The sequence below is a fragment of the Pedobacter sp. SAFR-022 genome (assembly GCF_051965375.1).
Lineage (GTDB): Bacteria > Bacteroidota > Bacteroidia > Sphingobacteriales > Sphingobacteriaceae > Pedobacter.
Map to the genome: position 1 here is coordinate 357,848 of NZ_JBQCME010000001.1, position 23,483 is coordinate 381,330.

Sequence of the window (23,483 nt, forward strand, 5' to 3'; positions counted from 1 at the left end):
TTTAATTTGATCCTGAACCGCCACCCGATTTAACATCGTCGTTGCTGATTCCTCTTTTGTTCTTTTTAATAGATTCTTTTAGCTTACCAAAACGCCAGTTCAAACTCATGTTGAAACGTCTGTAATAGTTTTCGCTGTAGGTACGCTGGCTAAAGTTAGGACCTTCCACCTCATTTTCAAAGGGCTGGAATTTCTGGAAAGGATTACTTACACTGCCCGAGAAGGTTAATTTGTCTTTAATAATGTCCTTGCCTAAAGAAAGAGCAGTATTCCATCTTGACCTGGAGCTGCCTTGCAGGGTGATCCATGCACTGCTGTAAGAGAAATTACCACCCAATCGCCATCCTGATTTGAGCCTGTAGTTCAGGTACCCATACATGTATCCCGTTAAACCATCATTGCTAACGGTCTCATCATTTACAAAGCCTTCCAACCAGATGTAATTCATATTACCCCCCAATGAAAGATTTAGGGTCGGTAATATTGGATAGTTGATGTTAAAGTTCGTACCTAGCTTCCGGTCCTTACCGGTATTTACAAAAGTAGATCTGGTAATCTCCGTTTCAGGAATATAGCTACTCACACGCTGGATGGTGTTATTCGCAAACGAATAGTTTAGGCCTATATTGATCGAACCCTTTTTAAATTTACTGTAGTTTAACTCAAAGCTGTTATTTAAAACTGGTTCAAGATCCGGATTTCCACTAGACTCGAAGTTCGGCTGACGCTGTACAAAAGGGTTCAGCTGCCAGATACCTGGACGCTCGATACGCTGTGTATAGCCGAAATTCAGGCTACTCATATTTTTAAACTTCCTGTTTACCGAAACCGAGGGGATGATGTTAAAAAAGCTCTCATCCAAATTAGAAGACTGAGAAATGAAATCTGCGTCTATCGTCGTTAACTCCACCCTCAAGCCTGCTTTGAAGCCCCAGTTGCTCAGATTATACTGGTAAGAGTTGTAGATACCATACACATTCTGATTGTTATTAAAGTTGTTGGTTCTCGTTGAATCAACGACGTAATCGCCGCTTGCATTTTGGCCCTGGTACTCGAACATACTGTTGTTATCACGAAGAATTGCCTTTAGCCCTCCTTCTATGTTCCACTTACCTACAGGATGCACGTAATCTGCCTGAATGGTTTGCTCCTTTTGTTCTTCATCATTAAACTGATTATAGTTGGGAAAGGTCTGCGCATCGTAGTTGATCCGGTCAAATATGTTGTAAGCAGATTCCGTGTTGCCACCGTAAGTGCTGGAGCGGTAGGACAAAGTAAGCAAGCGGTTCTTGTTGCTTTTGAAACCTTTTTGATAATTCACACTAAAGTCGTAACCATCTCCTAAATTGCCCGAGTTGCTGACAGAGCGGTATGACTGGTAAGGATTGTTGGCCTGCATCAAGGCTGAGGTAAGATTTGATGTCCCATCATATGTGTATCTATTGAACGACAGATCACCGGAAAGCAGATTCAAGGTATCAATCTCATAGCTAAGCTCAACACTCATGTACCCCGAATTACCATCGTTACCGTTTGTTCCATTCTGGTTCAAAGCAGTTGCGGGAATACCCAGTAAGGGATTGCCTGTGGTTGTTCTTTCACTGCGGAACATCGTTCCCGGATTCTCAAACTGGTTGAGCATGCCAAAACCAGAAATACCCAGTTTACCTTGCTTAACTGTTAAGGAGCCAGATCCACCAGGTCCACCTGCCGGAAAGGAATGTCTGATGTTCAGGTTACCATTATAACCCGCGTCGATGTTCTTTTTGGTGATAATGTTGATGATACCCGCCAAACCTTCACTGTCATACTTAGCCGGTGGTGTAGTGATCACCTCAATTTTTTCAATGTTTGCCGCAGGCATACTCTTAAACACATCAGAAGGATTACGTGCCACCAATGAAGAAGGCTTTCCATTGATCAGGATCTTGTAACTGCCACTCCCCTTAAGCTGAATGTTATCCTCCGCATCTACAGAGAGTAATGGAATTTTTCGCATCATGTCCAGCACAGTATTCACCTTACTCTCTGGATCCGCCTGAATGTCGTAGGTGATCCTATCGATATCCTGTTTGATGATCGGTCGGGCAGCGGTAACATTGACCTCCGCAAGGTTCTTGGCCGTACCAGAGATCTTGATCTTACCCAGGTCGTAGGTTTTCACATCTTTTACTACCACAGGAATTGACCTGGGGTTAAAACCCATGGCAACAATAACGAGGGTATAATTTCCCGGTGCAACCTTGTCGATCTGAAAAGAACCATCGCTCTTCGACAAAGCAGTTTTAATTGTCGCATTATCTTTTTTTAATGCGGCGGTAATGTAATCCTGGCCTTTATTGGAAGCCGAGTCGATGACGATACCTTTGATGGAGGAGGTTTCCGGTGAAACCTGGGCTTTAACATTGTAGAAACAGACACATGTTAGGAATAGCAAGATAGAGAGCGCTCTCATTTAAAATGGTTTAAGTGGATGATAAGACGTAAAACTAATTTGTTAGTTACAAGTCTAAGGAAATTTTATTTCAACTATCTGTTAAATACTGTTAAATTTTTGTTCTCCTCTTTATATTAGTTACTATTGCGTAAAAATTCGTTTACATTCCTATAATATGCTTAATACTGCATTCAAAAGGCAGGTGCTGGTGGGCTTCACCATTACCATGATCTTTGCACTCATCTCAGCTATTACCTCCTGTCTTAGTGTTTTGTCTACCAGAAAAAGCGATGCCTGGGAGAGTCATACCTATGAAGTCATCAACAAAATACAGGCACTTGACCTGAGGATCGTAACCGCCGAAACGGCCATGCGCGGTTACATGCTTACGGGGTCCGAAAAATTTCTGAATCCTTATCATCAGCATGCCTCGAAGATCATTCCGGCAGTCGACAGCCTGCGTGACCTGGTGTCAGACAACCTGAAGCAGTCCCGCAGCATGGACACACTTGCCGCAACTGTAAGGCTGAAAGTCGGTGCAATGCAAGCCAATCTTGATCTATACCGGGAAAAGCAAAAGATCACACCCGAACTTTTAGGCACCGCCGAAAAAGGCAGGATCTACAAGGAAAAGATTCTGGCAGATATCGAAAGGCTTGTTGCTGAAGAGCGCCGTTTATTGCAGGAGCGTGCTCAGGCATCTGAGATGAATTCCAAACGAACGATTGCCATTGTAATCGTGAGTTCTTTGACCATCTTCGGACTGGTACTCTATTTATTAACGCTCATCCGCAAGACCTTCGACTTCCAGAAGCGTGTTGAAGAGCAGGTAAAAGAACGTAATGAACGGCTTGCGCAGCTATCTTTCGACAACGAACAGAAGAACAAGCTTATGCAAGCCTTGCGAAAGGTTAACGAGCTGATGTTTGGCACTCAAGAGCTGGACAATCTGGCGAGTAATATCCTGCAAGAGGTATGCAGGTACACGAAAGCAACCGTGGGTTTGATGTATTTCAGCGATGAGAACCATGAACTGTCGATTAAAGCAAGTTTCGCAGGCCCAAATAACCACAGCAACCCTAAGATAAAGTTGGGTGAAGGGTTGGTGGGCCAGGCTGCAAAGGATGGTCAGCTGAGCATTATACGGAACCTCCCAGACCACTATCTGAAGGTTCGCTCTGGAATTGGCGAAAGCAAACCTACCCAGCTGTACCTGATTCCTGTTCGACACAATCAGGATACCATTGCCATATTCGAGTTAGGTTTTATCAATGAGCCTGATGAAGACAGCATGCTGTTTCTGGAAAGCCTGGCAGCGAGCATCGGCGTAGGCCTAAACAGTGCCATGTCTCAAGTGATGTTGCGCCAGCTGTATGACAGACTGCAGGCCCAAAGGGAAGAACTGGAGAGTCAACAGGAAGAACTGCTTACCACTAATGAAGAGTTGGTTTACAAATCTGAACAGCTACAGGCCTCCGAGGAAGAGTTGAAGATCCAACAGGAAGAACTGCAACAGACAAATGCTGAACTGGAAGAAAAGGCCCAGCAGCTGGAAGAAAAGAACCTGGCCATCAACCAGGCCAAGGAAGCGGTGAGCATGAAAGCCGAGGAACTGGAAGCATCCAGCAGGTATAAATCAGAATTCCTGGCCAACATGAGCCATGAACTGCGTACACCACTAAACAGCATCCTGATCCTGGCAAGAATTCTGAAGGAGAATAAACCATCAAACCTCACGGAAGATCAGATCAAATATGCCGGCGTCATCCACAATGCAGGTGCAGATTTGCTGAACCTGATCAACGACATTCTGGATCTGTCCAAAATAGAATCCGGTAAGGTTGAGCTGATTCAGGAAAACGTAAGCCCTGCATCGATTTGCCGGAACATGGAACTGCTATTTTCGGAAATCGCAAATAGCAAACACATTCATTTCAACACCACGATAGCTCCTGATGTTCCCCAAGCTTTTCAGTCAGATGCTGGAAGGGTCGAACAGATCATCAAAAACCTACTCTCAAATGCCTTTAAATTTACACCCGAAGATGGCAGCATAAACCTGCAGGTAGAACTAGCTTCAGCTGCACAGGGCTTTTACTCGGCCAAGCTGAGCGGCAGCGAGTCACCGATTTTGGCCTTTTCCATCTCCGACACAGGCATTGGTATTCCCGATGAAAAACAGAAGTTGATCTTTGAAGCTTTCCAGCAGGCCGACGGCTCTACAAGCCGCAAGTACGGCGGCACCGGCCTGGGTTTATCCATCAGCAAGGAGCTTGCCGCCTTGTTGGGGGGCGAAATCCAGCTGTCGAGCGAAGCCGGTAAAGGAAGCCGCTTTACCCTTTACCTTCCGGCGCATGCAACCGCGGTTAGCAGCTCAAATAACGCAGCTGTAAACATCACGCAAATACAGGGCACACCATCCGCTCCGATGCATAGTGGCGCCCATACCCTGCTGATTGTTGAAGACGACCTGATGTTTGCAAAACTGCTGGAGCAATATGCCATCCAGAAAGGTTATCAACCCTTGCTGGCACATGATGGAAAAACAGCCTTAAGCATTGCCAGAGCCGAACTTCCACATGCCATCATACTCGATATCTTTCTTCCCGATACCGATGGCTGGGCAATTCTGAAAACCTTGAAAGCAGATCCGGTTACGCGCGACATCCCGGTACACATGATGTCTTCCGGCGAAAACAATTCCGATCGCGCTCAAAAGGAAGGTGCGATTGGATTCCTGAAAAAGCCTATTGAACGTACCGCGCTCAACGAGGCCTTTGAACTGCTGGAACATGCACAGCTCCATAACTTCAAGTCCGTGCTCATCATTGAGGACCAGGAACTGCAAAGCGAGATCGTGAAGGCACAATTAACTTCCAGAGGTATTGAAGTGAGTCAGGCTTTCGATGGTCAGCAGGCCATGGCCCTGCTGCAGCAGCAGAGTTTCGACTGCATCATCCTCGACCTTAACCTGCCGGATATCTCGGGTATGGAGCTGCTGGACAAGATCAAAAACATCCCCGAGCTGGCACACATCCCAGTGGTCATCAACACCGCTATGGAGCTTGACCAGGAAAAGATGACACAGATCATGCGGTACTCGGAGGCCATGGTACTCAAGTCTAATAAGTCTAACGAACGACTGATGGATGAAGTAAGTTTGTTCATCAACAAGTTGCAGCAGCAGAGCAAAGCCACGGCCCCTGCAGAGCCCCCACGTAAACCCAAGCCTACAAACCAGGAGAAAGTATTAAAAGGAAAAACCATTCTCATCACAGATGATGACATGCGCAATATCTTTGCACTGTCAACAGCACTGCACGAGTACGATATGGAAATTGTGATCGCCAACAATGGTCGCGAAGCCATTGAAAAGCTGTCCTCCACACCACACATTGACCTGATCTTAATGGATATTATGATGCCGGAGATGGACGGCTATGAAGCCATAGGCAGGATCCGGAAAGATGAGCATTACGGTAAAACACCAATCATTGCGCTAACGGCTAAGGCGATGAAAAACGACAGGCAAAAATGTCTGGATGCAGGTGCAAGTGATTACATCTCCAAACCTGTGGATATTGATAAGTTGCTGTCATTGATGAGGGTTTGGCTTAGCTAAAGAATACATTATATGCCTACAAACATCTCCTTTGAAGAAATGGACCAGCTGGTTCAGCTGATCAGAAATGTACATGGTTTTGATTTTAGCAACTATTCATCTGCCTCCCTAAAAAGACGGGTAGCACGTATTGCACAGCTGCAGAACCTAAGCCTTTTTGAGCTTAAAAACCTGCTTACCAATAACGCGGATTACTTTGAACATTTCCTCACGGAAATTACTGTAAATGTTACCGAGATGTTCAGAGATCCCGAATTCTTTCAGGCACTCAAAAGTCATGTCATCCCCTACCTCAGGTCTTACCAGCACATCAAAGTATGGAATGCCGGCTGCTCCAGCGGCGAAGAGCTGTATTCATTTGCCATCACCTTCGAGGAAGAAGGACTGTATCAACGCTCCTTCATGTACGGCACAGACATCAATGCCCTCGTCATAGACCAGGCAAGAAGTGGTCAATACCCGCTGAAGCTAATGAAACTTTACGCCGAAAATTATCAGCAGGCTGCTGGTTTAAAAAACCTGGAAAACTACTATCAGAGCAGCCATGAAAAGGCCTGTATTATCCCGGCGCTAAAACAAAGAACCTTATTTTCCATTCATAACCTGGTGTCTGACGGCGTATTCAATGAGTTCCACCTCATCTCCTGCCGTAACGTTTTAATCTACTTTAATCCGGTACTGCAGGAAAAAGTCCTTCAGTTATTTTACGACAGTTTGGCTAATTTTGGCTTTCTTTGCTTAGGAAGTAAGGAAAGTCTGAAAGGTAGTGTGGCCAGGCGCTTTAAGGTCATTGACAGGAAAAACAACATCTATCAGAAAATCACATAATGGACCAGATGGGGAACATGGAGAAGATTAACATATTAATTGTTGATGACAGGCCAGAAAATATCATCGCACTTGAAGCGCTCCTGGAGCGCGATGATATCAACATACTAACAACAACGCGTCCTAACGACGCACTACGTATTGCCTGGGAAAACGATATCGCGATAGCACTTGTAGACGTGCAAATGCCGGAAATGGATGGCTTTGAACTGGTAAAGCTTCTAAAGGGCAATCCTAAAACGAAAGATATCTTAGTGATCTTCGTTACGGCAATTTCTATGGATACCGAGTTTGCCCTTCAGGGTTATCAATCAGGTGCCGTAGATTACCTGTACAAACCCCTTAACCCCTTTGTAACCGCTGCCAAAGTAGATGCTTTCATCCGCTTTACCCGAACCCAGCGGGACCTGAAGAACAAGAACCAGGAACTACTGGAATTTCAGGATAAGCTGATCAAGGCCAAAGAACTTGCTGAGCAAGGAAAGCGCATCAAAGAGAACTTCCTTGCCAACATGAGCCACGAGATCCGTACCCCCATCAACGGCATCATTGGCATCACCAGGCTGTTGCAGCTCACGGAACTGGACCAGGAGCAGAAAGAAATGGTTAGCCTGCTGGATGTAAGTTCAAATGCATTGCTGGGTGTGATCAACGACATCCTTGATCTCTCCAAGATTGAATCCGGCAAGTTTAAGATCGTCCGCGTGGCCACGCAGGTGCGTGCAATCTGTAATGACGTGGTGAATATCCTGAAGATTAAAGCGAAGGACAAGGGCATTTCGCTCCTGCTGGAGATCGGCGATGACGTACCTGATACCGTGATTGCGGATTCTTTGCGGCTAAACCAAATTCTGATGAACCTGGTCAGCAATGCCATTAAATTCACCATTGAAGGCAGCGTAACCTTGAAAGTGACCAGCGAAGAGCGGACAGAGACGGAGTGCCTTTTAAAGTTTTCCGTGATAGATACTGGCATCGGCATCGCGAAAGAGAACATCGACAAGATCTTCGAAACTTTCGAACAGGCAGAGGATTCTACAACCTTAAAGTACGGTGGCACGGGCTTAGGCCTCTCCATTGTAAAACAACTTGCTGCACTGAAAAATGGCGTGCTGGAAGTGACCAGTGAAGAATTTAAAGGTAGTACCTTCAGCTTCAGCAACCGATATGAACTGCCCGAAGTTAAGGTCAGTCCGATCGTTGTGCCCGCAGCCAATGATTTAAAAGCCTTAGAGGGCTTAAAGATCCTGGTGGCAGAAGATAATGCCATTAACCAGTTCCTGATCCTGCGGATCCTGAAATCATGGAAAATACAAGCCGATGTAGTAGAGAATGGACAGGAGGCTTTAGATCGCCTGGCAGCGGAGGATTACAACATGATCCTGATGGACACCTTTATGCCGGTACTGAATGGCCTGGAAGCCATAAAGCTCATCCGCCAGGGCGCTGTTCCGGGAAAGGAAAATACACCGATAATCACCTTCTCTGCAGCGGTAATGGAAACCGACCGCCAGATTGCGATTGAGGCGGGTGCCAACGACATCCTGAGCAAGCCTTTCGATGTTAAATTGCTGCACAGCAAAATAGCCAGTTTATGTATGGTCTATTAAGATCAGGAATTAAAAGCGGTCATGGTTTTTGCAGGGCCAACCGTTACAAAGCTCTTGATCAACTCGACACTCTTGTCGATCAACGCGGGTAATTCCAGCTGTTCATCCTTGTCGAAGGGCGCCAGCACATAATCTGCCTGCCGGCCTTTCGGATAATTATCGCTGATGCCGAACCGTAACCGCGGGTATTGCTGCCCACCACAAAGTGCTTCGATGCTTTTCAGTCCGTTATGGCCTGCACTGCTGCCCTGCAACTTCAGGCGGAGTTTCCCTAATGGTAAAGCCAGATCATCCACCAGCACCAAGACGTTTTCCAAAGGGATCTTCAGTTCCTGCATGTAGTAGTTCACGGCTTTGCCGCTGAGGTTCATATAGGTGGTAGGCTTTATCACGTGCAGTTTACGGCCTTTAAAGGAAACCTCCGAGTAGTAGGCCAGGCGAATGTTCTTAAAGCTGCCTTCCAGCGACTTCACCAGCTCATCTGCGATATCAAAACCTATATTGTGACGGGTGTGGGCATATTCCGGCCCGATGTTTCCTAAACCTACGATCAAGTATTTCATGCAGCGCAAATATAGGGCTTAGGATTAAGCTGCGGGAAAGCGGGCACAAAAAAAGGCCGCACAATGGCGGCCTTTTCCTTGCAAAGCATAAGCTTATTTTTTACCAGCTTGTTGTTCAGCTTGTTTTAAAGCTCTTGACATACCTACAGATACGATAGTATCTTCAGGAGTGTTGGTGATTACGTAATCGCCTTTAGCAATATCACGTACACGGAACAAGTTACCAACTTCTAATTTAGCAATGCTTACTTCTACCACTTGTGGCATGTTCGCAGGCAAGGCTTTAACACGAAGTTTACGTAATTTTTGAACCAGTTTACCACCCATTTTAACACCTGGAGAAGTTCCGGTTAATTTAACAGGGATCTCCATAAGGATTTCTTTATCGTCAAACAACTGTAGAAAATCTACGTGTAATAAAAGGTCAGTTAGTGGGTGAAATTGAAGCTCTTTAATGATCGCTTTACTTTTAGCGCCATTGATTTCAATTTCTAAAAAGTTTGCTTCTGGTGTGTAGATAGCTTCTTTTAAATCAGTTGCAACTACAGCAAAATGGATTTGCTCTTGACCACCATACAATACTGCAGGAACCTTGCCTTCATAGCGAAGCTCTTTAGCATCGCGTTTCCCTACGTTCTCTCTTGGAGAACCGCTAATTGCGATTGTTTTCATTTTATTGATTTTGATTAATTTGAAGCGTCCTACCCAATGTACTGGCTTCGGTTATTTATTATTGTTATACTTTAAATAAGTCACTGATAGAGCCATGCTCATTTACATTCGCAATGGCTTTCGCAAATAAGTCAGCCGTACTCAATACCCTGATCTTTTCGCTTTCCCTTTTCAAAGGAATGGTATCGGTCACGATCAGCTCCGTCAAAGCCGAATGCTCAATCGTTTCGTATGCCTTGCCTGATAAAACCGGATGGGTACATACCGCTCTTACACTTTTAGCACCTTTTTCCATGATCAAGCCCGCTGCTTTTGAAAGCGTGCCTGCGGTATCACAAACATCATCAATCAAAACCACATCCATCCCTTTAACATCACCAATGATCGACATGGACTCGATCTCGTTCGCACGTTTACGTCGCTTATCACAAATCACCACCTCTGCATTAAAGAACTTGGCGAAGGTACGTGCACGGTAAGAACCACCCATATCTGGCGATGCAATAATCAAATCATTAAGACCTAAACTTTTGATGTAAGGCACAAAAATTACCGAGGCATCCAGGTGATCTACAGGTACGTCAAAAAACGCCTGTATCTGGGCCGCGTGTAAGTCCATGGTCATGATCCTGCTGATGCCCGCTGCCTGTAACAGGTTTGCAACCAGTTTAGCACCAATGGCTACCCGTGGTTTATCTTTACGATCCTGCCTGGAGAAACCATAATAAGGAACAATTGCGGTTATATAATGCGCAGATGCACGCTTAGCGGCATCGATCATTAACAGCAATTCCATAAGGTTATCGTTTGGCTGACAAGTGGACTGGATTAGAAATACATCACATCCACGAACAGTTTCATCATAAGAAGGCTGGAATTCCCCGTCACTGAATCGGCTTAGTGTAACGTTACCAAGAGGTTTGCCGTAACTGGCGGCAATTTTGTGAGCTAATGCTTTACTGCCGGTTCCGGCAAAGAGTTTAACTGGGTTAAATTGCAATGGCATGATTGGCGGGTATCAATGCTGGTTAAAAAAAATCGGATTGCGGGTTTATTCGCAATCCGAATATGTTTTGTTGCCCGACCAGGATTCGAACCTAGACAAACGGTACCAAAAACCGTCGTACTACCTTTATACTATCGGGCAATCTCCGTCAAAGGGTTGCTTTGAATTGGGATTGCAAATCTACGCACATTTTTTAATTCTGCAAATCTTCCTCTAAAAAAATTGAAAATAATTTCTCCCCTACCAGGTAACGTGCTGAGCGCGAGTTAAAAATTGTTAAAGTGTTTTTTTCTTCTACCCTATTCTCAATCTTTATCTTTAATTTCGGCAGCATTTATATGCCCAAAACCTATACCCAATTTAAAAATGAAGTATAATAAAATAAACAACTTAACCGGCTGGATATGCTTTTTAGTTGCTGCTTTAACCTACATCCTGACGCTTGAACCCAATGTTAGCTTCTGGGATTGCGGCGAATTCATCGCTTCTGCATTCAAAATGCAAGTCGTACACCAGCCTGGTGCCCCGCTATTCCTTATGATCGAACGCTTCTTTTCCATATTCGCTTTCGGCGATGTGACTAAAGTCGCGTATTTCATGAACCTGGGTTCTGCCATTGCCAGTGCAGCGACCATCCTGTTCCTTTTCTGGACCATCACCGCTTTGGCCAAGAAAATGCTGGTAAAGGCAGATGAGGAAATCAGCACTTCCAAAATGATCAGCATCATGGGTGCCGGCGTGGTGGGTGCACTAGCTTATACCTTCTCCGACAGCTTCTGGTTCTCGGCAGTAGAGGCTGAAGTATATGCACTATCCTCTTTGTTTACCGCTATTGTATTCTGGGGTATCCTGAAATGGGAAGCACATGCAGACGAGCCGCAATCAGACCGCTGGTTACTGTTCATCGCCTATATCATGGGACTTTCCATTGGTATTCACCTACTTAACTTATTAACTATCCCGGCAATCGCCTTTGTATATTACTTCAAGAAAACGCCTAATCCTACTACTGGTGGCGTGTTCAAGACCTTTATTGTTGGGGTGTTGATTCTTGCTGTTGTGCAGTATGGCATTATCCAGTACCTGATCTCTTTCGGTGCTTATTTCGACCTTTTCTTTGTAAATACACTCGGCCTTGGCTTCGGTTCAGGCGTGCTTTTCTTCGCAATACTGTTAATCGGAGGATTGGTATACGGTATCCGTTACTCCATCAAACACCGTAAACGCGTGCTGAACCTTGCACTGCTTTCTACCGCGCTGATCATCTTTGGTTATGGCTCATACGCCATGATCGTGATTCGTGCCAAAGCAGATCCGAACCTGAACAACAGTGACCCGGACAATGCTTTTGCGCTGCTTGGATACCTGAACCGGGAGCAATACGGCGATCGTCCATTGCTTTTCGGACCTAACTATAACTCACAACGTGTTGCGGTTAAAGAAGGTAAAAACCTATACCGCAAAGGCGAAGATAAGTATGAAGTTGCCGGTAAAAAGACCGACTACGAATACGACAGAACTACACCTTTCCCTCGTATGTACAGTGACGATCCGCGTCACGTAGAGTACTACAAAGACATGACCGGACTGGATGAAAGCCAGTTCCCTACCCTGTTCGACAACATCAGCTTCCTGTTCAAATACCAGATCGGGAACATGTATATGCGTTATTTCATGTGGAACTTTGTGGGCCGCCAGAATGATGACCAGGGTCAGGGTAGCCTTTACGAAGGTCAGTGGTTAAGTGGTATTAAACCTGTTGATGCCATCCTTTTGGGCAACCAGAGCAACCTGCCACCGAGCATTGTAGACAGCAAATCTTACAACAGATTCTTCTTTTTACCATTGATCATCGGTGTGCTGGGTGCAGTGTGGCATTTCAAACGCAACCAGAAAGATGCAGGTATTGTTGCCTTGCTCTTTTTCTTTACGGGTCTTGCCATCGTATTATATTTAAATCAGAAGCCATTAGAACCGCGTGAGCGTGATTACGCCTACGCAGGGTCCTTCTATGCCTTCGCCATATGGATCGGCTTTGGTGTGCTTGCTATCCGCGAATGGCTGGAGAAAAAAGTTACCCCAAAGAATGCCGCTATTGGTGCAACGGTATTATCGCTATTCGCAGCGCCGATCATTATGGCTGCGCAAGGCTGGGATGACCATGACCGTTCAACCAAGATGGTTGCACACGATATCGCGGTAGATTACCTGGAATCCTGTGCGCCAAACGCCATCCTGTTCACCTATGGTGATAATGATACTTATCCGCTGTGGTATGCGCAGGAAGTGGAAGGTATCCGTCCGGATATCCGCCTGGTGAACCTGAGTCTATTCGATACCGACTGGTACATCAATGGTATGAAGCGTAAGATGAACGAATCTGAGCCACTGCCAATTACCATGAAGGAATCTCAATACGTGCAAGGGGTTCGTGATGTGATGTATTACCAGGATTACAAGATTGCAGGTTCGGTGGAGCTGAAAAGCATCCTTGAAGTATTGCTGTCTGATAACGATGAAGACAAGATCCAGGTTACTGAAACCACCAAGGAGAACTTCATCCCGACTAAGAACTTCCACATCACCATCAACCCGGAAGATGTTCTTAAAACCGGAACCGTGAGTCCTGCGGACGCCAATAAGATTGCACCGATCATGCAGTGGACCTTCAACAAAGGTTATGTAACCAAGGGTACACTGGCCATGTTTGATATACTGGCACACAACAACTGGAAAAGACCTATTTACTTCGCCAGCACGGTTCCTTCAGAACAATACAACGGACTGGACAATTACCTGTACAACGAAGGCCTGGCATTACGTCTATTGCCACTAACACCAGATACCGCTGCCAGCAGAACCGAGCAACTGAATGCGCCGGTATTGTACAACAACGTGATGAACAAATTTAAGTGGGGTAACATCAAACACGCTAAATATCTTGATCCACAGTCCGCAGACGATATCTCGATCTTTGCGAACGTTTGGAACAATACGGTTACTGGTATGCTGAAAGAAGGAAAAGTTGCTGAAGCGAAAAAAGCCGCTAACAAATACCTGGAAGTGATGCCAGACAAGTTCTACGGCATGCGCTCAATGATGGGTACTTATTTCATGGCAGAGAACTTCTACATGCTGGGTGAAACTGCAAAAGCCAATGAAATTGTAACCCGCTGCGCGGATTATATCCAGAAAGAGCTAACCTACCTTGCAGATGTTTCGGAAAGCAAAAACAGGCTTGTGGGGATGCAAAATGTGCGCTTAGGCATGTCCTTCCTAAACCAGATGGCAAATACCACTGCACAGTACAAACAAATGCCATTGGCAGAGAAAATCAACAATCAGTTTAAGGCGCTTGAAGCGCGCTTCGGCCCTTACCTCGGTCAGGAATAATAGATCATATTTTAGAAATGCAGTCCCGCCAGTGTTACTGGCGGGACTTTTTTTGCCCCTTGTTTTGGCCGATTTATAATGCACCCAAGCGGATCTTGGCGCTGTGGTTGTCGGGGCCTTGACAAGGGGTTAACAAGGGGTTGACAAGGCCTTGACCTGGCCAACGACATGTGAACCCCCTGTCAACAGCGCGCTAAGCCCAGGTCAGCTGTGAACCTGGTAACCGTTCAGGAAGTCACAGCATAAAAAAAGGCTGTTCATGGATCATGAACAGCCTTCGTATAAGGATATATTTTTTCTTAGTCTTCCACAACAACACCCATCGCACAGAACTTGTCGATCCTTTTAGCGATCAGTTCGTCTGTAGGTACAGGTATAAGCTCTTGCAGATCTCTTAAGATTTGTTCTTTAACATTTTGTGCCATTGCCTCTGGGTTCTGATGTGCGCCACCCAATGGTTCCCGCACAATCCCGTCGATCAACTTGTTCTGGAACATGTCTTCTGAAGTTAGTTTTAAGCATTCTGCAGCACGTTCCTTATAATCCCAGCTTCTCCATAGGATAGACGAGCAGGATTCCGGAGAGATTACCGAATACCAGGTATGCTCCAACATGTACACGCGGTCTCCGATACCGATACCCAATGCACCACCAGATGCACCTTCTCCTACGATGAAACATAAGATCGGCACTTTCAGGATTGACATCTCAAGTAAGTTTCTCGCAATTGCTTCACCTTGTCCGCGTTCCTCTGCTTCAAGACCCGGGTAAGCACCCATGGTATCAATGAAAGAAATTACGGGTTTGTTGAACTTTTCAGCGAGGCGCATCAAACGTAGCGCTTTGCGGTACCCTTCAGGGTTGGCCATACCGAAGTTCCTGTACTGGCGCTCTTTGGTGTTCTTCCCCTTCTGGTGTCCGATGACCATTACCGTTTGGCCGGCGATGGTAGCAAAGCCTCCAATGATGGCTTTATCATCTTTCACGGTACGATCTCCATGAAGTTCTATAAAGTCTTCACAGATCATTTTTATATAATCAAGGGTTTGCGGCCGTTCTGCATGGCGGGACATCTGCACTTTCTGCCAACCGGATAGATTGCTGTAGGTAGCTTTTGTGGTAACATCCAGCTTCTCCTCCAGTTCTCTGAGCGTAGCAGACATGTCTACCTTCGTTTTTTCAGAAACCTGTTTAACTTTTTCGATTTGCTGAACCAGTTCAGCAATGGGTTTTTCGAAATCAAATGACGTTTTTATCTGTTCCATAAGCGGACTGTAAAAATAGACATTTTATTTAAAACATAACAGTGACATGCTGATTAGCTAATTTTTAGTTGCTTAAAGCACGTTTGCTATAAATATGGTACTCACCCGCTGCAAGCATCTGTGTATAATTACTGCCACTTAAATTCAAGGTTTCTGTACTACCTGCTTCGTACCACAAGCCCGATGCGCCAAAGTCCACATTAGCCTGCCTGCTGCTTACATCGAAGTTCCCGACAACGACCACAACATTGTCGGCATCCATAAGTTTGATGTACTTAACACCACCTGCTACGCCAAACTGCACATTGCTGGTATTAAATATCGTATTCTTCTTTTTTAAATTGATGAATCTCGCATAGGCATTATACAAAGATTTTCGTGCCGGCTGCTGGTAGTAGTTCCAGTAAACAGGCTTCTCCCCGGTTCGTCCGTTTGCATCAATACTGACGTCATAACCGAGCTCCTGAAACTGCCAGAGCATCTTCGGACCTGGAATGGCGAAGAAAAATGCAGCAGCAAGCTCTTCCCGTTTTAAGGCTGTGTTCAGGTCTTTCACCGAGTAACTACCAGAAACATTTCCATAGGAAAGGTTTTTGAACATGGTCCTTTCTTCATCATGGCTCTGCATATAGCTGATCAGGTTGTCTGATTTGCTGAAGCCATGGGTACCAAAAAAGCCTCTTGAAAAATCGGATCTATCCAGATAACCCATTGTTGCCTCATTAAAACTTCCATTCAGGTTGTTCCATAACATCATGCCCTTATCCGCCAGTTCTTTTTCCTCGTTGTCCGCAGCAAAATGTTCCAGAATGACGTAGAAGTTGTTCGCATCGACACTCTTGATGTAGTTATTGTATTCGTTCCAGATGGCGATCCTGCCCGCATCATAGTCGCTCCAGGCATTAACCGCGGCATCTGAGCTTCCCGAGTTCTTTTGGGTAAATCCCTTGGACAAGTCAAAGCGGTAACCATCGATTTTATATTCTTCCATCCAGAAGCGCAGCACGTTTTGGACAAAGCTTTTCGTTGCCGCACTTTCGTGGTTGAAATCGTAACCTACATTGTATGGATGTGTTGGATCTGGGTTAAACCAGGGACTATTTGCCGCAGGTTTATTGGTAGACTTGTCGAAGTATAGCTGTACCATCGGCGATTGCCCGAAAGAATGGTTTAATACCATATCCAGTATAACAGCGATGCCTCTGCCGTGGCACTCATCTATAAATCGCTGCAACATTACCTTGCTGCCGTAGTATTTATCAGGCGCAAAATAAAAGGAAGGGTTATAACCCCAACTGGAATTACCTTCAAATTCATTTACCGGCATCAGCTCTATGGCATTTACGCCAAGCCTGCTGAGGTAGTTCAAGGTATCGGTTAAGGTATTGTAGTTATTGCTCTTCAGGAAATCTCTAAGATGCAGCTCATAGATCACCAGCTTGTTCTTTTCCGGTCTTCTAAACGAATTGTTCTTAAAAGTATAAGCCGGTTTATTGGCTTGCATGACACTCACAACGCCAGTCTGACCTGCCGGATAAGCGGGCACTGCGACAAGCTGGCCAGCCGATAGGTATTGGTCGTTATCAGGATCAAGTACCAGTTCTGCGTATGGGTCCGCAACCCTCAGGGTACCATCAACCAGATACTGGTAAGTATAGGCCTTGTTGGGATCTAGCTGATCGATCTGGATCCACCACTTCTTCCCATCCGGTGTCTTTTTCATCTGCTGCGCAGCATCAGCGCTCCAGTTATTGAAACTTCCAATCAGGTAAACACTGCTTTTTTCCGGTGCAGTTAAGGTCAATATTGCCGAGCTGCCACCGTTTATATATACCACACCCTCTTTGGCCTCTGCAGGTAGTTCCGCAACCTGTGCTTCAGCTGTTGCAAGTAGCTGAATAGACGCCGTTGCCTTCAGCCCTGCAGTAGTGCCTTCAACTACAATTTGCTGCAGGCCAGTCTTAGTAATTTTAACTTTTCCAGCGATGCTTGTGGCATTTGCAGCAGTTGCAAAGCTTTCACCGTTAAGTGTTAACTTCAGGTCAGCCGCTACAGAAGCCGCTGCCGAGATATAGACCTCTGATCCAACAAGTGCGACGTTAACCACTGCTGAAGGTTGATAATTAAAGTTCAACTCCGGCGAGGTGATCTTTAGGCCAAGCTTGCCCGCTTCGTAAAGGGGCAGGTAAATGTCGGATCCGTCCGTATTCCGGGCTACGGCCTGCCCATCAGAGGTTCTAAAAAGCATGACTAGCTTCAGCACCTGCTCCGTAGCCGGAACGCCGAAGAATGTTCTTGGATTGATGCTGATCTTGTACTTATCCGGACCGCTTGCCGTCATTTTCGCCGCAGCATCTGCGGTATTAAAGGAAGCACTTTTAACATATTTCCAATCGCTGGGGCCGGTACTCTTATCCGTGATCAGGCCCGCATAGATGTAGATATCCTTGTTTATGCCTTGCAGGCCTTTATCACCTTTAGCGGCATCAAATTCCAGCTCGAAGGTATCATCAGCTGTAGGAAACTCTTTTGAAGTAGAAATTAAACCTGTTGCCGTGCTAACTGGCAGTGTTTCAGGGCCGGTAACCTGTTCTTCAGGATTACTTTTACGGCATGCGGAGGCCGTTACCCATAGGATAAGCAGCAGACAGGAAAGTTTTTTCACTAAATTTTCTCTTTATTGTTTTGGATGTACAAGACAGAAATAGCACCTAAAATCATGAAGATCCCGGCCAGTACAATTGCATAGATGGCCTCTCCATTGTAGAACTGCTTCACGATCATGCCACCGAAGAATCCATTAACGATCTGCGGCATCGTGATGAAGAAATTAAATATCCCCATGTAAACGCCCATTTTACGCGCCGGGATGGAGCTGGAAAGGATCGCGTAAGGCATGGAGAGGATACTACCCCAGGCAAGTCCTATTCCGATCATGGAAAAGATTAGATAATCCGGATTGGTGATGAAGTAAATAGAAAGCAATCCGGCGCCGCCGCAAACCAGAGAGAAAGCGTGCGCAATCTTGCGACTGGTTTTGTCGGCAATCCAGGGTAAGATCAGCGCATAAGCAGCTGAAATACCATTGTAGATCCCAAATAAGAATGCCACCCAATTTGCCGCATCCGCAAACTGCGCAGACGTGGTATCTCCGGGTGTTACTTTATAGATGTGCTGTGCCACTGCAGGCGTGGTAAAAACCCACATGGAGAATAAGGCGAACCAGGAGAAGAACTGCACCACACCAAGTTGTTTCATGGTTAATGGCATGTTCTTGAAATCCTTAAAAATGGTCATCAGGCCATGTTGCTCTTCCTGTATAGGCGTAGTATGATGGCTTTCCATTTCTTCCGGTGAATATTCTTTAGTGGTGATGACCGTCCACAAGATGGTGGCGATAAGCACCGCAGCACCTACGTAAAAGGAGTAAATCACGTTGTTAGGAATCTGGCCTTCTACTGCGACTTTAGACACGCCAACATACTCGGAGAGGATGTATGGCAGCCAGGAACCGACAATGGCACCCGAACCGATCAGGAAGGTTTGCGTGGAGAAACCAAAGCTCCGCTGACTTTCAGGCAGCTTATCGCCTACTAAGGCACGGAAAGGCTCCATCGCAACGTTTATGGAAGCATCCATGATCATCAGCATACCTGCACCAATGATAATCGGGGGTAACAATCCGGCCAATACCGCCGAATTCGGCATCAGAATCAAAGCCATGGCAGTGAGCAACGCACCAATCATGAAATAAGGTCTTCTTCTGCCGAACCTGTTCCAGGTGCGGTCGCTGTAATGCCCGATGATCGGTTGCACGATCATACCCGTTAACGGGGCGGCCAGCCAAAACAAAGATAGATGCTCTACATCTGCGCCGAAGGTCTGCAGGATTCTGGAAGCATTTCCGTTTTGCAAAGCAAAGCCGAACTGTATTCCAAAGAAACCCATGCTCATGTTAAAGATCTGAAGCTTACTCAGGCGAGGTTTGGAGGCTACTTGTTTTTGGCTGACCTGTTCCATATCGTGTATTTAGAATTTAATAATTTGTGCCGCGGAAGGCGCTACCTTCACGCGAATAGATTGACCGTTAATTTGAACTTCAGAATCATTTAGTAGATCCTTCGCTGCAGCCGCTGTTGCTCCGGATAATACCTCGGCAGGGATGTTAAGCGCAGCCTCGAAGGTTTGTTCGCGGTTGAAGTTTACCACGATAAGCATCCGTTCTTTTGCCGTGTACCTGAAGTAGGCGTAAGCGCGATTGTTGTTTTCTAAAGGCAAATTATAATGTTTCCCACTGATGATGGCATCAGATTGACCAGCGATATGGAATAGCTTAGTATAGAAAGCTCTTAATGCCTTTTGCTCATCGCTAAGTAGTGCACCATCATATTTACCCTTGTTAACCCATTGCTGTAAAGCAGGGACACCCCAGTAATCGAAGATCGTGCTGCGGCCATCATCACCGCTGAAGCCAGAAATACCTTCGGCTTTTTCACCCACTTCCTGTCCGGAGTATAACATTACCGGACCGCCGGAGAGTGTAGCCGAAACGACCATCGCCGGCACAGCTAACCAGGGGTTAGCAGCAAAAGCTTTTGAAGCAATACGCTCTTCATCATGGTTCTCCAGGAAACGCAACATCTTGTCCCCAAAAGTTGCACTCTCCACTTGCCATACATGATCGATATCGGCGGTTTTTGCATGTTCTTCATTGCGCATCAAACGCTTAAGGCCATCATAAAGACCTACTTTGTCGTACAGATAGTCGAACTTGCCTTTGGTTAAATAGGTTTCATAAGCTGTGGGATCATAGGCTTCACCAATAAACACCAGCGAAGGCTTTACTTTCTTCAGTTCTGGGATAACCCAGTTCCAGAATTCTACAGGCACCATTTCTGCAACATCACAACGGAAGCCATCTACCCCTTTGTTGCTCCAGTAAACCAGAATGTCGCGCATTTTGGTCCATACCGGTGGAATTGGATCGAAGTGCGTCTGGTTATTGTTCTGGTAGTCTACACCGTAGTTTAGCTTGACCGTTTCGTACCAGTCGTTTTTACTTGGTGCTTCAGAGAATACGTTATTGCCGGTAGCTTTCGCCGGGCTTTCAGAAAACCTGCCGTCTTTTAGGGAAGCTAATCCGTCGTTAACGTTGGTATCTACAGGTGCTACGAAATCTTTTCCGGGCACATAGTAATAGTCATTACGCGGGTGGTAAGCCACAGTTTTATCATCCTGTGCACCGAAGTCGATCACCTTTGCAGGTTTCGCTTTCGATTCATAACTTCTGGCAACATGGTTTGGCACGAAGTCGATGATCACCTTCAAGCCGTTCTTGTGCGTACGTTCCAGCAGTGCCTCAAATTCCTTCATGCGGTTTTTGACATCTACGGCAAGATCCGGATCCACGTCATAATAGTCGCGGATAGCGTATGGAGATCCCGCACGACCTTTTACCACATCAGCATCCGCCGTCGGAATGCCGTACTTGCTGTAGTCCGTAAGACTTGCATGGGCAATCACACCAGTGTACCAAACGTGGGTGATACCCAGTTCCTTGATCCCATCCATCGCTTTCTGGTTGATGTCGTTGAATTTCCCACTGCCATTCTGTTCAATGGTGCCAAAAGGAATATTCTGCGATTTGGTGTTGCCGAATAACCTCGGCAACATCTGATAGATCATTAGTTTGTCCTTCTGTTGTGCTACAGCACTTTCCAGACCAGTTGCAGACATCATTGTCATAAGTACCAGATATTTTAGTTTTCTCACAGGCTCAATGTTTTTAAAGATATCTTTTTCTCGCCCTGTGCGATATCAAATGTCTCATTAAATACGCTTACTGCAATACTTTCCGCGCTGTTGTTTACGATGGAAAGCTCATCTGCACTGATCCTGATCTTCAACTGCGTGCCCCGGAAACCAATATTAAAGGAGAAGGATTTCCACTGACTAGGTAGGAAAGGATTAAACTGAAGCTTGTTATCGCGTACTTTCATACCGGCAAAACCTTCCACAATACTCATCCAGGTACCTGCCATGGAAGTGATGTGTAATCCATCTTCGGTATCGTTGTTATAATCATCCAGGTCCAGGCGTGCGGTGCGCAGGTAAAACTCGTATGTTTTTTCTTCATCGCTTAAACGTGCAGCAAGGATGCTGTGTACACATGGAGATAAGGAACTTTCGTGTACCGTGCGCGACTCATAAAATTTGAAGTTGCGTTTCAGCGTTTCGATGTCAAATTCATCTTCGAAGAAGTACATGCCTTGCAGCACGTCTGCCTGTTTGATGAAACATGAACGAAGGATCCTGTCCCAGCTCCACTTCTGGTTCAAGGGGCGTTCCGATGCCGGAAGGTCAACCACAAGCATCTGCTCTTTGTCCATATAACCATCTTGCTGCAAGAACACACCTTGTTTCTCATCATAAGGATAGTACATCTGATCAGCGATGCTGCTCCAGTCTTCGAACTCTTTGGTGTTGAAGTTTACTTTTGACAGGATGGCTTCATATTTTGCTGCATCCTGCTGTTTAACTGCTTCAGCAGCTTCCTGTGCGTAACGCAGACACCATGCAGCCAATTTATTGGTGTACCAGTTGTTGTTAATGTTGTTCTCGTATTCATTCGGACCGGTTACGCCAAGGATTACATACTTGTTCTTTTCAGCGCTCCAGTTTACCCGTTGTTTCCAGAATCTGGCGATGCCGATCAGCACTTCCAGTCCGTGTGATGCCAGGTAACCTGCGTCTCCAGTATAGCGGATGTAGTTGTAAATGGCGAAAGCAATCGCACCATTTCTGTGGATCTCCTCGAAAGTGATCTCCCACTCGTTATGGCACTCCTCACCGTTCATGGTAACCATTGGATACAGGGCCGCGCCATCTTTGAAGCCTAACTTTTCTGCATTCTCAATTGCTTTCTGCAGTTGATTGTGGCGATAAACCAAGAGGTTTTTCGCAACTTCCTGTGGCGCCGTTGCCAGGTAGAAAGGAATGCAGTATGCTTCGGTATCCCAATAGGTCGAACCCCCGTATTTCTCACCGGTGAAACCTTTCGGACCGATGTTTAATCTTGCATCTTTACCAGTATAGGTTTGGTTCAGTTGGAAAATATTGAAGCGGATAGCTTGTTGTGCAGCAACATCACCTTCAATCAGGATGTCACCTTCTTCCCACTTGTTTGCCCATGCCGCAACTTGTGCTTCGAACAGCTCGTCAAAACCTGCCGCTACTGCACGATCTACCGCAGCAGTTGCTGCTTTTTGTAGTTCTGCTTTATCGTAGTTCTGTGAAGAAACGTTAGCAGCATATTTATAAATGGTGACGTTGTCGCCTTCCGTAACATTTACTTCAAGACTCGAAGCAATGTATTTCTCTTTTTCCAGAGGTGTAGCTTTCGTTGCTACCAATTCGTTGTTCAGGTAAACCTGCGTGTTTGTAGCAGTACAAACTTCGAAGTTTGTCTTTTTGGTTCTTAAGGTGATGAAAGCAGTATCTGCCTCAAAACCTTTGTTTACCTCTTCCCAGAATTTTTCATCGTAGTTGGAATCCTGGTTCTTCACATCACCATCAATGGATGAAGTGATGCTCAGCACACCGCTGAAGTTCTTTGCCACAACCTGATACTGGATTGCGGCAAGCTCATCATCTGCGATGCTGCAGAATCTTTTGGCTACCACACTTAGTAGTTTCCCGGAGGGTAGTTCTGCAGAGAATGAACGTTGAAGATAACCTTCTTTCATGTTGAGCACACGCTGGAACTCACTTACTTTGGCGGTGTTCAGGTCTAGTGTTTCGCCATCAGCTTTGATGTCGATACCAATCCAGTTCGCAGCATTCAGCACTTTTGCGAAATAGTCCGGATAACCGTTCTTCCACCAGCCTACGCGGGTCTTGTCCGGGTAATATACACCTGCCACATAATTGCCCTGCAGCGTATCGCCAGTATAGGCTTCTTCGAAATTCGCCCGATGGCCCATCCGGCCGTTTCCGATACTGAATAAGCTTTCAGAGATTTTATTTAAATGAGGATCAAAACCTTCCTCTACGATGTTCCACTCGCTTGGTTTGATATAGTTTTTCAT

At 45.8% G+C, this 23,483-nt stretch carries 13 protein-coding genes and 1 tRNA gene; 4 read left to right on the top strand and 10 right to left on the bottom strand.

Features of this window, described 5'->3' with window-relative positions:
• Position 1: 1 nt before the first annotated feature.
• Entirely contained in the window at positions 2 to 2,455 is a 2,454-nt protein-coding gene (locus ACTHQF_RS01655; RefSeq protein WP_440428103.1) for an outer membrane beta-barrel family protein, read from the bottom strand.
• A 157-nt stretch (positions 2,456 to 2,612) separates the two neighbouring features.
• Between ACTHQF_RS01655 and ACTHQF_RS01660 the strand changes: the two genes are divergently transcribed.
• From ACTHQF_RS01660 to ACTHQF_RS01670, 3 genes are read left to right on the top strand one after another with little or no spacing between them, the layout of a single operon-like run.
• Positions 2,613 to 6,059, top strand: coding sequence for a response regulator (locus tag ACTHQF_RS01660; RefSeq protein ID WP_440428104.1), 3,447 nt, complete (start codon positions 2,613 to 2,615; stop codon positions 6,057 to 6,059).
• A 12-nt stretch (positions 6,060 to 6,071) separates the two neighbouring features.
• A complete protein-coding gene (locus ACTHQF_RS01665; protein ID WP_440428105.1) occupies positions 6,072 to 6,887 on the top strand; it encodes a CheR family methyltransferase in 816 nt (271 codons plus the stop codon).
• A gap of 17 nt (positions 6,888 to 6,904) precedes the next feature.
• Entirely contained in the window at positions 6,905 to 8,497 is a 1,593-nt protein-coding gene (locus tag ACTHQF_RS01670; RefSeq protein ID WP_440428106.1) for a response regulator, read from the top strand.
• Between the two features lie 2 nt (positions 8,498 to 8,499).
• Here ACTHQF_RS01670 and pth read toward each other — a convergent pair whose 3' ends face one another.
• The 4 genes from pth to ACTHQF_RS01690 all read right to left on the bottom strand — a co-directional run bounded on the left by pth (position 8,500) and on the right by ACTHQF_RS01690 (position 10,879).
• Positions 8,500 to 9,060 (bottom strand): aminoacyl-tRNA hydrolase, encoded by a 561-nt coding sequence (gene pth, locus ACTHQF_RS01675; protein ID WP_440428107.1) that lies wholly within the window; start codon positions 9,058 to 9,060, stop codon positions 8,500 to 8,502.
• A 93-nt stretch (positions 9,061 to 9,153) separates the two neighbouring features.
• Positions 9,154 to 9,732 carry a 50S ribosomal protein L25/general stress protein Ctc gene (locus ACTHQF_RS01680; protein ID WP_440428108.1) on the bottom strand — a complete coding sequence of 193 codons (579 nt, stop codon included), beginning with the start codon at positions 9,730 to 9,732 and terminating at the stop codon, positions 9,154 to 9,156.
• 64 nt (positions 9,733 to 9,796) lie between these two features.
• Positions 9,797 to 10,738 carry a ribose-phosphate pyrophosphokinase gene (locus ACTHQF_RS01685; RefSeq protein WP_440428109.1) on the bottom strand — a complete coding sequence of 314 codons (942 nt, stop codon included), beginning with the start codon at positions 10,736 to 10,738 and terminating at the stop codon, positions 9,797 to 9,799.
• A gap of 70 nt (positions 10,739 to 10,808) precedes the next feature.
• A tRNA-Gln gene (locus tag ACTHQF_RS01690) sits at positions 10,809 to 10,879 on the bottom strand.
• Positions 10,880 to 11,104: 225 nt separating this feature from the next.
• Here ACTHQF_RS01690 and ACTHQF_RS01695 point away from each other — a divergent pair.
• The gene (locus ACTHQF_RS01695; RefSeq protein ID WP_440428110.1) at positions 11,105 to 14,131 is read left to right on the top strand and encodes a glycosyltransferase family 117 protein; all 3,027 of its coding nucleotides are present in this window, start codon (positions 11,105 to 11,107) and stop codon (positions 14,129 to 14,131) included.
• A gap of 299 nt (positions 14,132 to 14,430) precedes the next feature.
• On the opposite strand, the gene ACTHQF_RS01700 is transcribed toward ACTHQF_RS01695, so the two are convergent.
• The 5 genes from ACTHQF_RS01700 to ACTHQF_RS01720 all read right to left on the bottom strand — a co-directional run bounded on the left by ACTHQF_RS01700 (position 14,431) and on the right by ACTHQF_RS01720 (position 23,483).
• Entirely contained in the window at positions 14,431 to 15,396 is a 966-nt protein-coding gene (locus ACTHQF_RS01700; protein ID WP_440428111.1) for an acetyl-CoA carboxylase carboxyltransferase subunit alpha, read from the bottom strand.
• Positions 15,397 to 15,460: 64 nt separating this feature from the next.
• Entirely contained in the window at positions 15,461 to 18,061 is a 2,601-nt protein-coding gene (locus tag ACTHQF_RS01705) for a DUF4961 domain-containing protein (RefSeq protein WP_440428112.1), read from the bottom strand.
• Positions 18,061 to 19,416, bottom strand: coding sequence for an MFS transporter (locus tag ACTHQF_RS01710; RefSeq protein WP_440428113.1), 1,356 nt, complete (start codon positions 19,414 to 19,416; stop codon positions 18,061 to 18,063). The genes ACTHQF_RS01705 and ACTHQF_RS01710 overlap by 1 nt, the downstream gene beginning before the upstream one ends.
• 9 nt (positions 19,417 to 19,425) lie before the next feature.
• A complete protein-coding gene (locus tag ACTHQF_RS01715) occupies positions 19,426 to 21,168 on the bottom strand; it encodes an alpha-amylase family glycosyl hydrolase (protein WP_440428114.1) in 1,743 nt (580 codons plus the stop codon).
• Complete coding sequence (locus ACTHQF_RS01720) at positions 21,165 to 23,483, bottom strand: glycoside hydrolase family 65 protein (protein WP_440428115.1); 2,319 nt, start codon at positions 23,481 to 23,483, stop codon at positions 21,165 to 21,167. The genes ACTHQF_RS01715 and ACTHQF_RS01720 overlap by 4 nt, the downstream gene beginning before the upstream one ends.

Bases quoted from the DNA above. Each gene is read 5' to 3' on its own strand.
- ACTHQF_RS01670 (WP_440428106.1), top strand. From the start codon at position 6,905: ATGGAGAAGATTAACATATTAATTGTTGATGACAGGCCAGAAAATATC.
- ACTHQF_RS01695 (WP_440428110.1), top strand. From the start codon at position 11,105: ATGAAGTATAATAAAATAAACAACTTAACCGGCTGGATATGCTTTTTA.
- ACTHQF_RS01685 (WP_440428109.1), bottom strand. From the start codon at position 10,738: ATGCCATTGCAATTTAACCCAGTTAAACTCTTTGCCGGAACCGGCAGT.
- ACTHQF_RS01710 (WP_440428113.1), bottom strand. From the start codon at position 19,416: ATGGAACAGGTCAGCCAAAAACAAGTAGCCTCCAAACCTCGCCTGAGT.
- ACTHQF_RS01665 (WP_440428105.1), top strand. From the start codon at position 6,072: ATGCCTACAAACATCTCCTTTGAAGAAATGGACCAGCTGGTTCAGCTG.
- ACTHQF_RS01680 (WP_440428108.1), bottom strand. From the start codon at position 9,732: ATGAAAACAATCGCAATTAGCGGTTCTCCAAGAGAGAACGTAGGGAAA.
- ACTHQF_RS01720 (WP_440428115.1), bottom strand. From the start codon at position 23,483: ATGAAAAACTATATCAAACCAAGCGAGTGGAACATCGTAGAGGAAGGT.
- ACTHQF_RS01655 (WP_440428103.1), bottom strand. From the start codon at position 2,455: ATGAGAGCGCTCTCTATCTTGCTATTCCTAACATGTGTCTGTTTCTAC.
- ACTHQF_RS01700 (WP_440428111.1), bottom strand. From the start codon at position 15,396: ATGGAACAGATAAAAACGTCATTTGATTTCGAAAAACCCATTGCTGAA.
- ACTHQF_RS01660 (WP_440428104.1), top strand. From the start codon at position 2,613: ATGCTTAATACTGCATTCAAAAGGCAGGTGCTGGTGGGCTTCACCATT.
- pth (WP_440428107.1), bottom strand. From the start codon at position 9,060: ATGAAATACTTGATCGTAGGTTTAGGAAACATCGGGCCGGAATATGCC.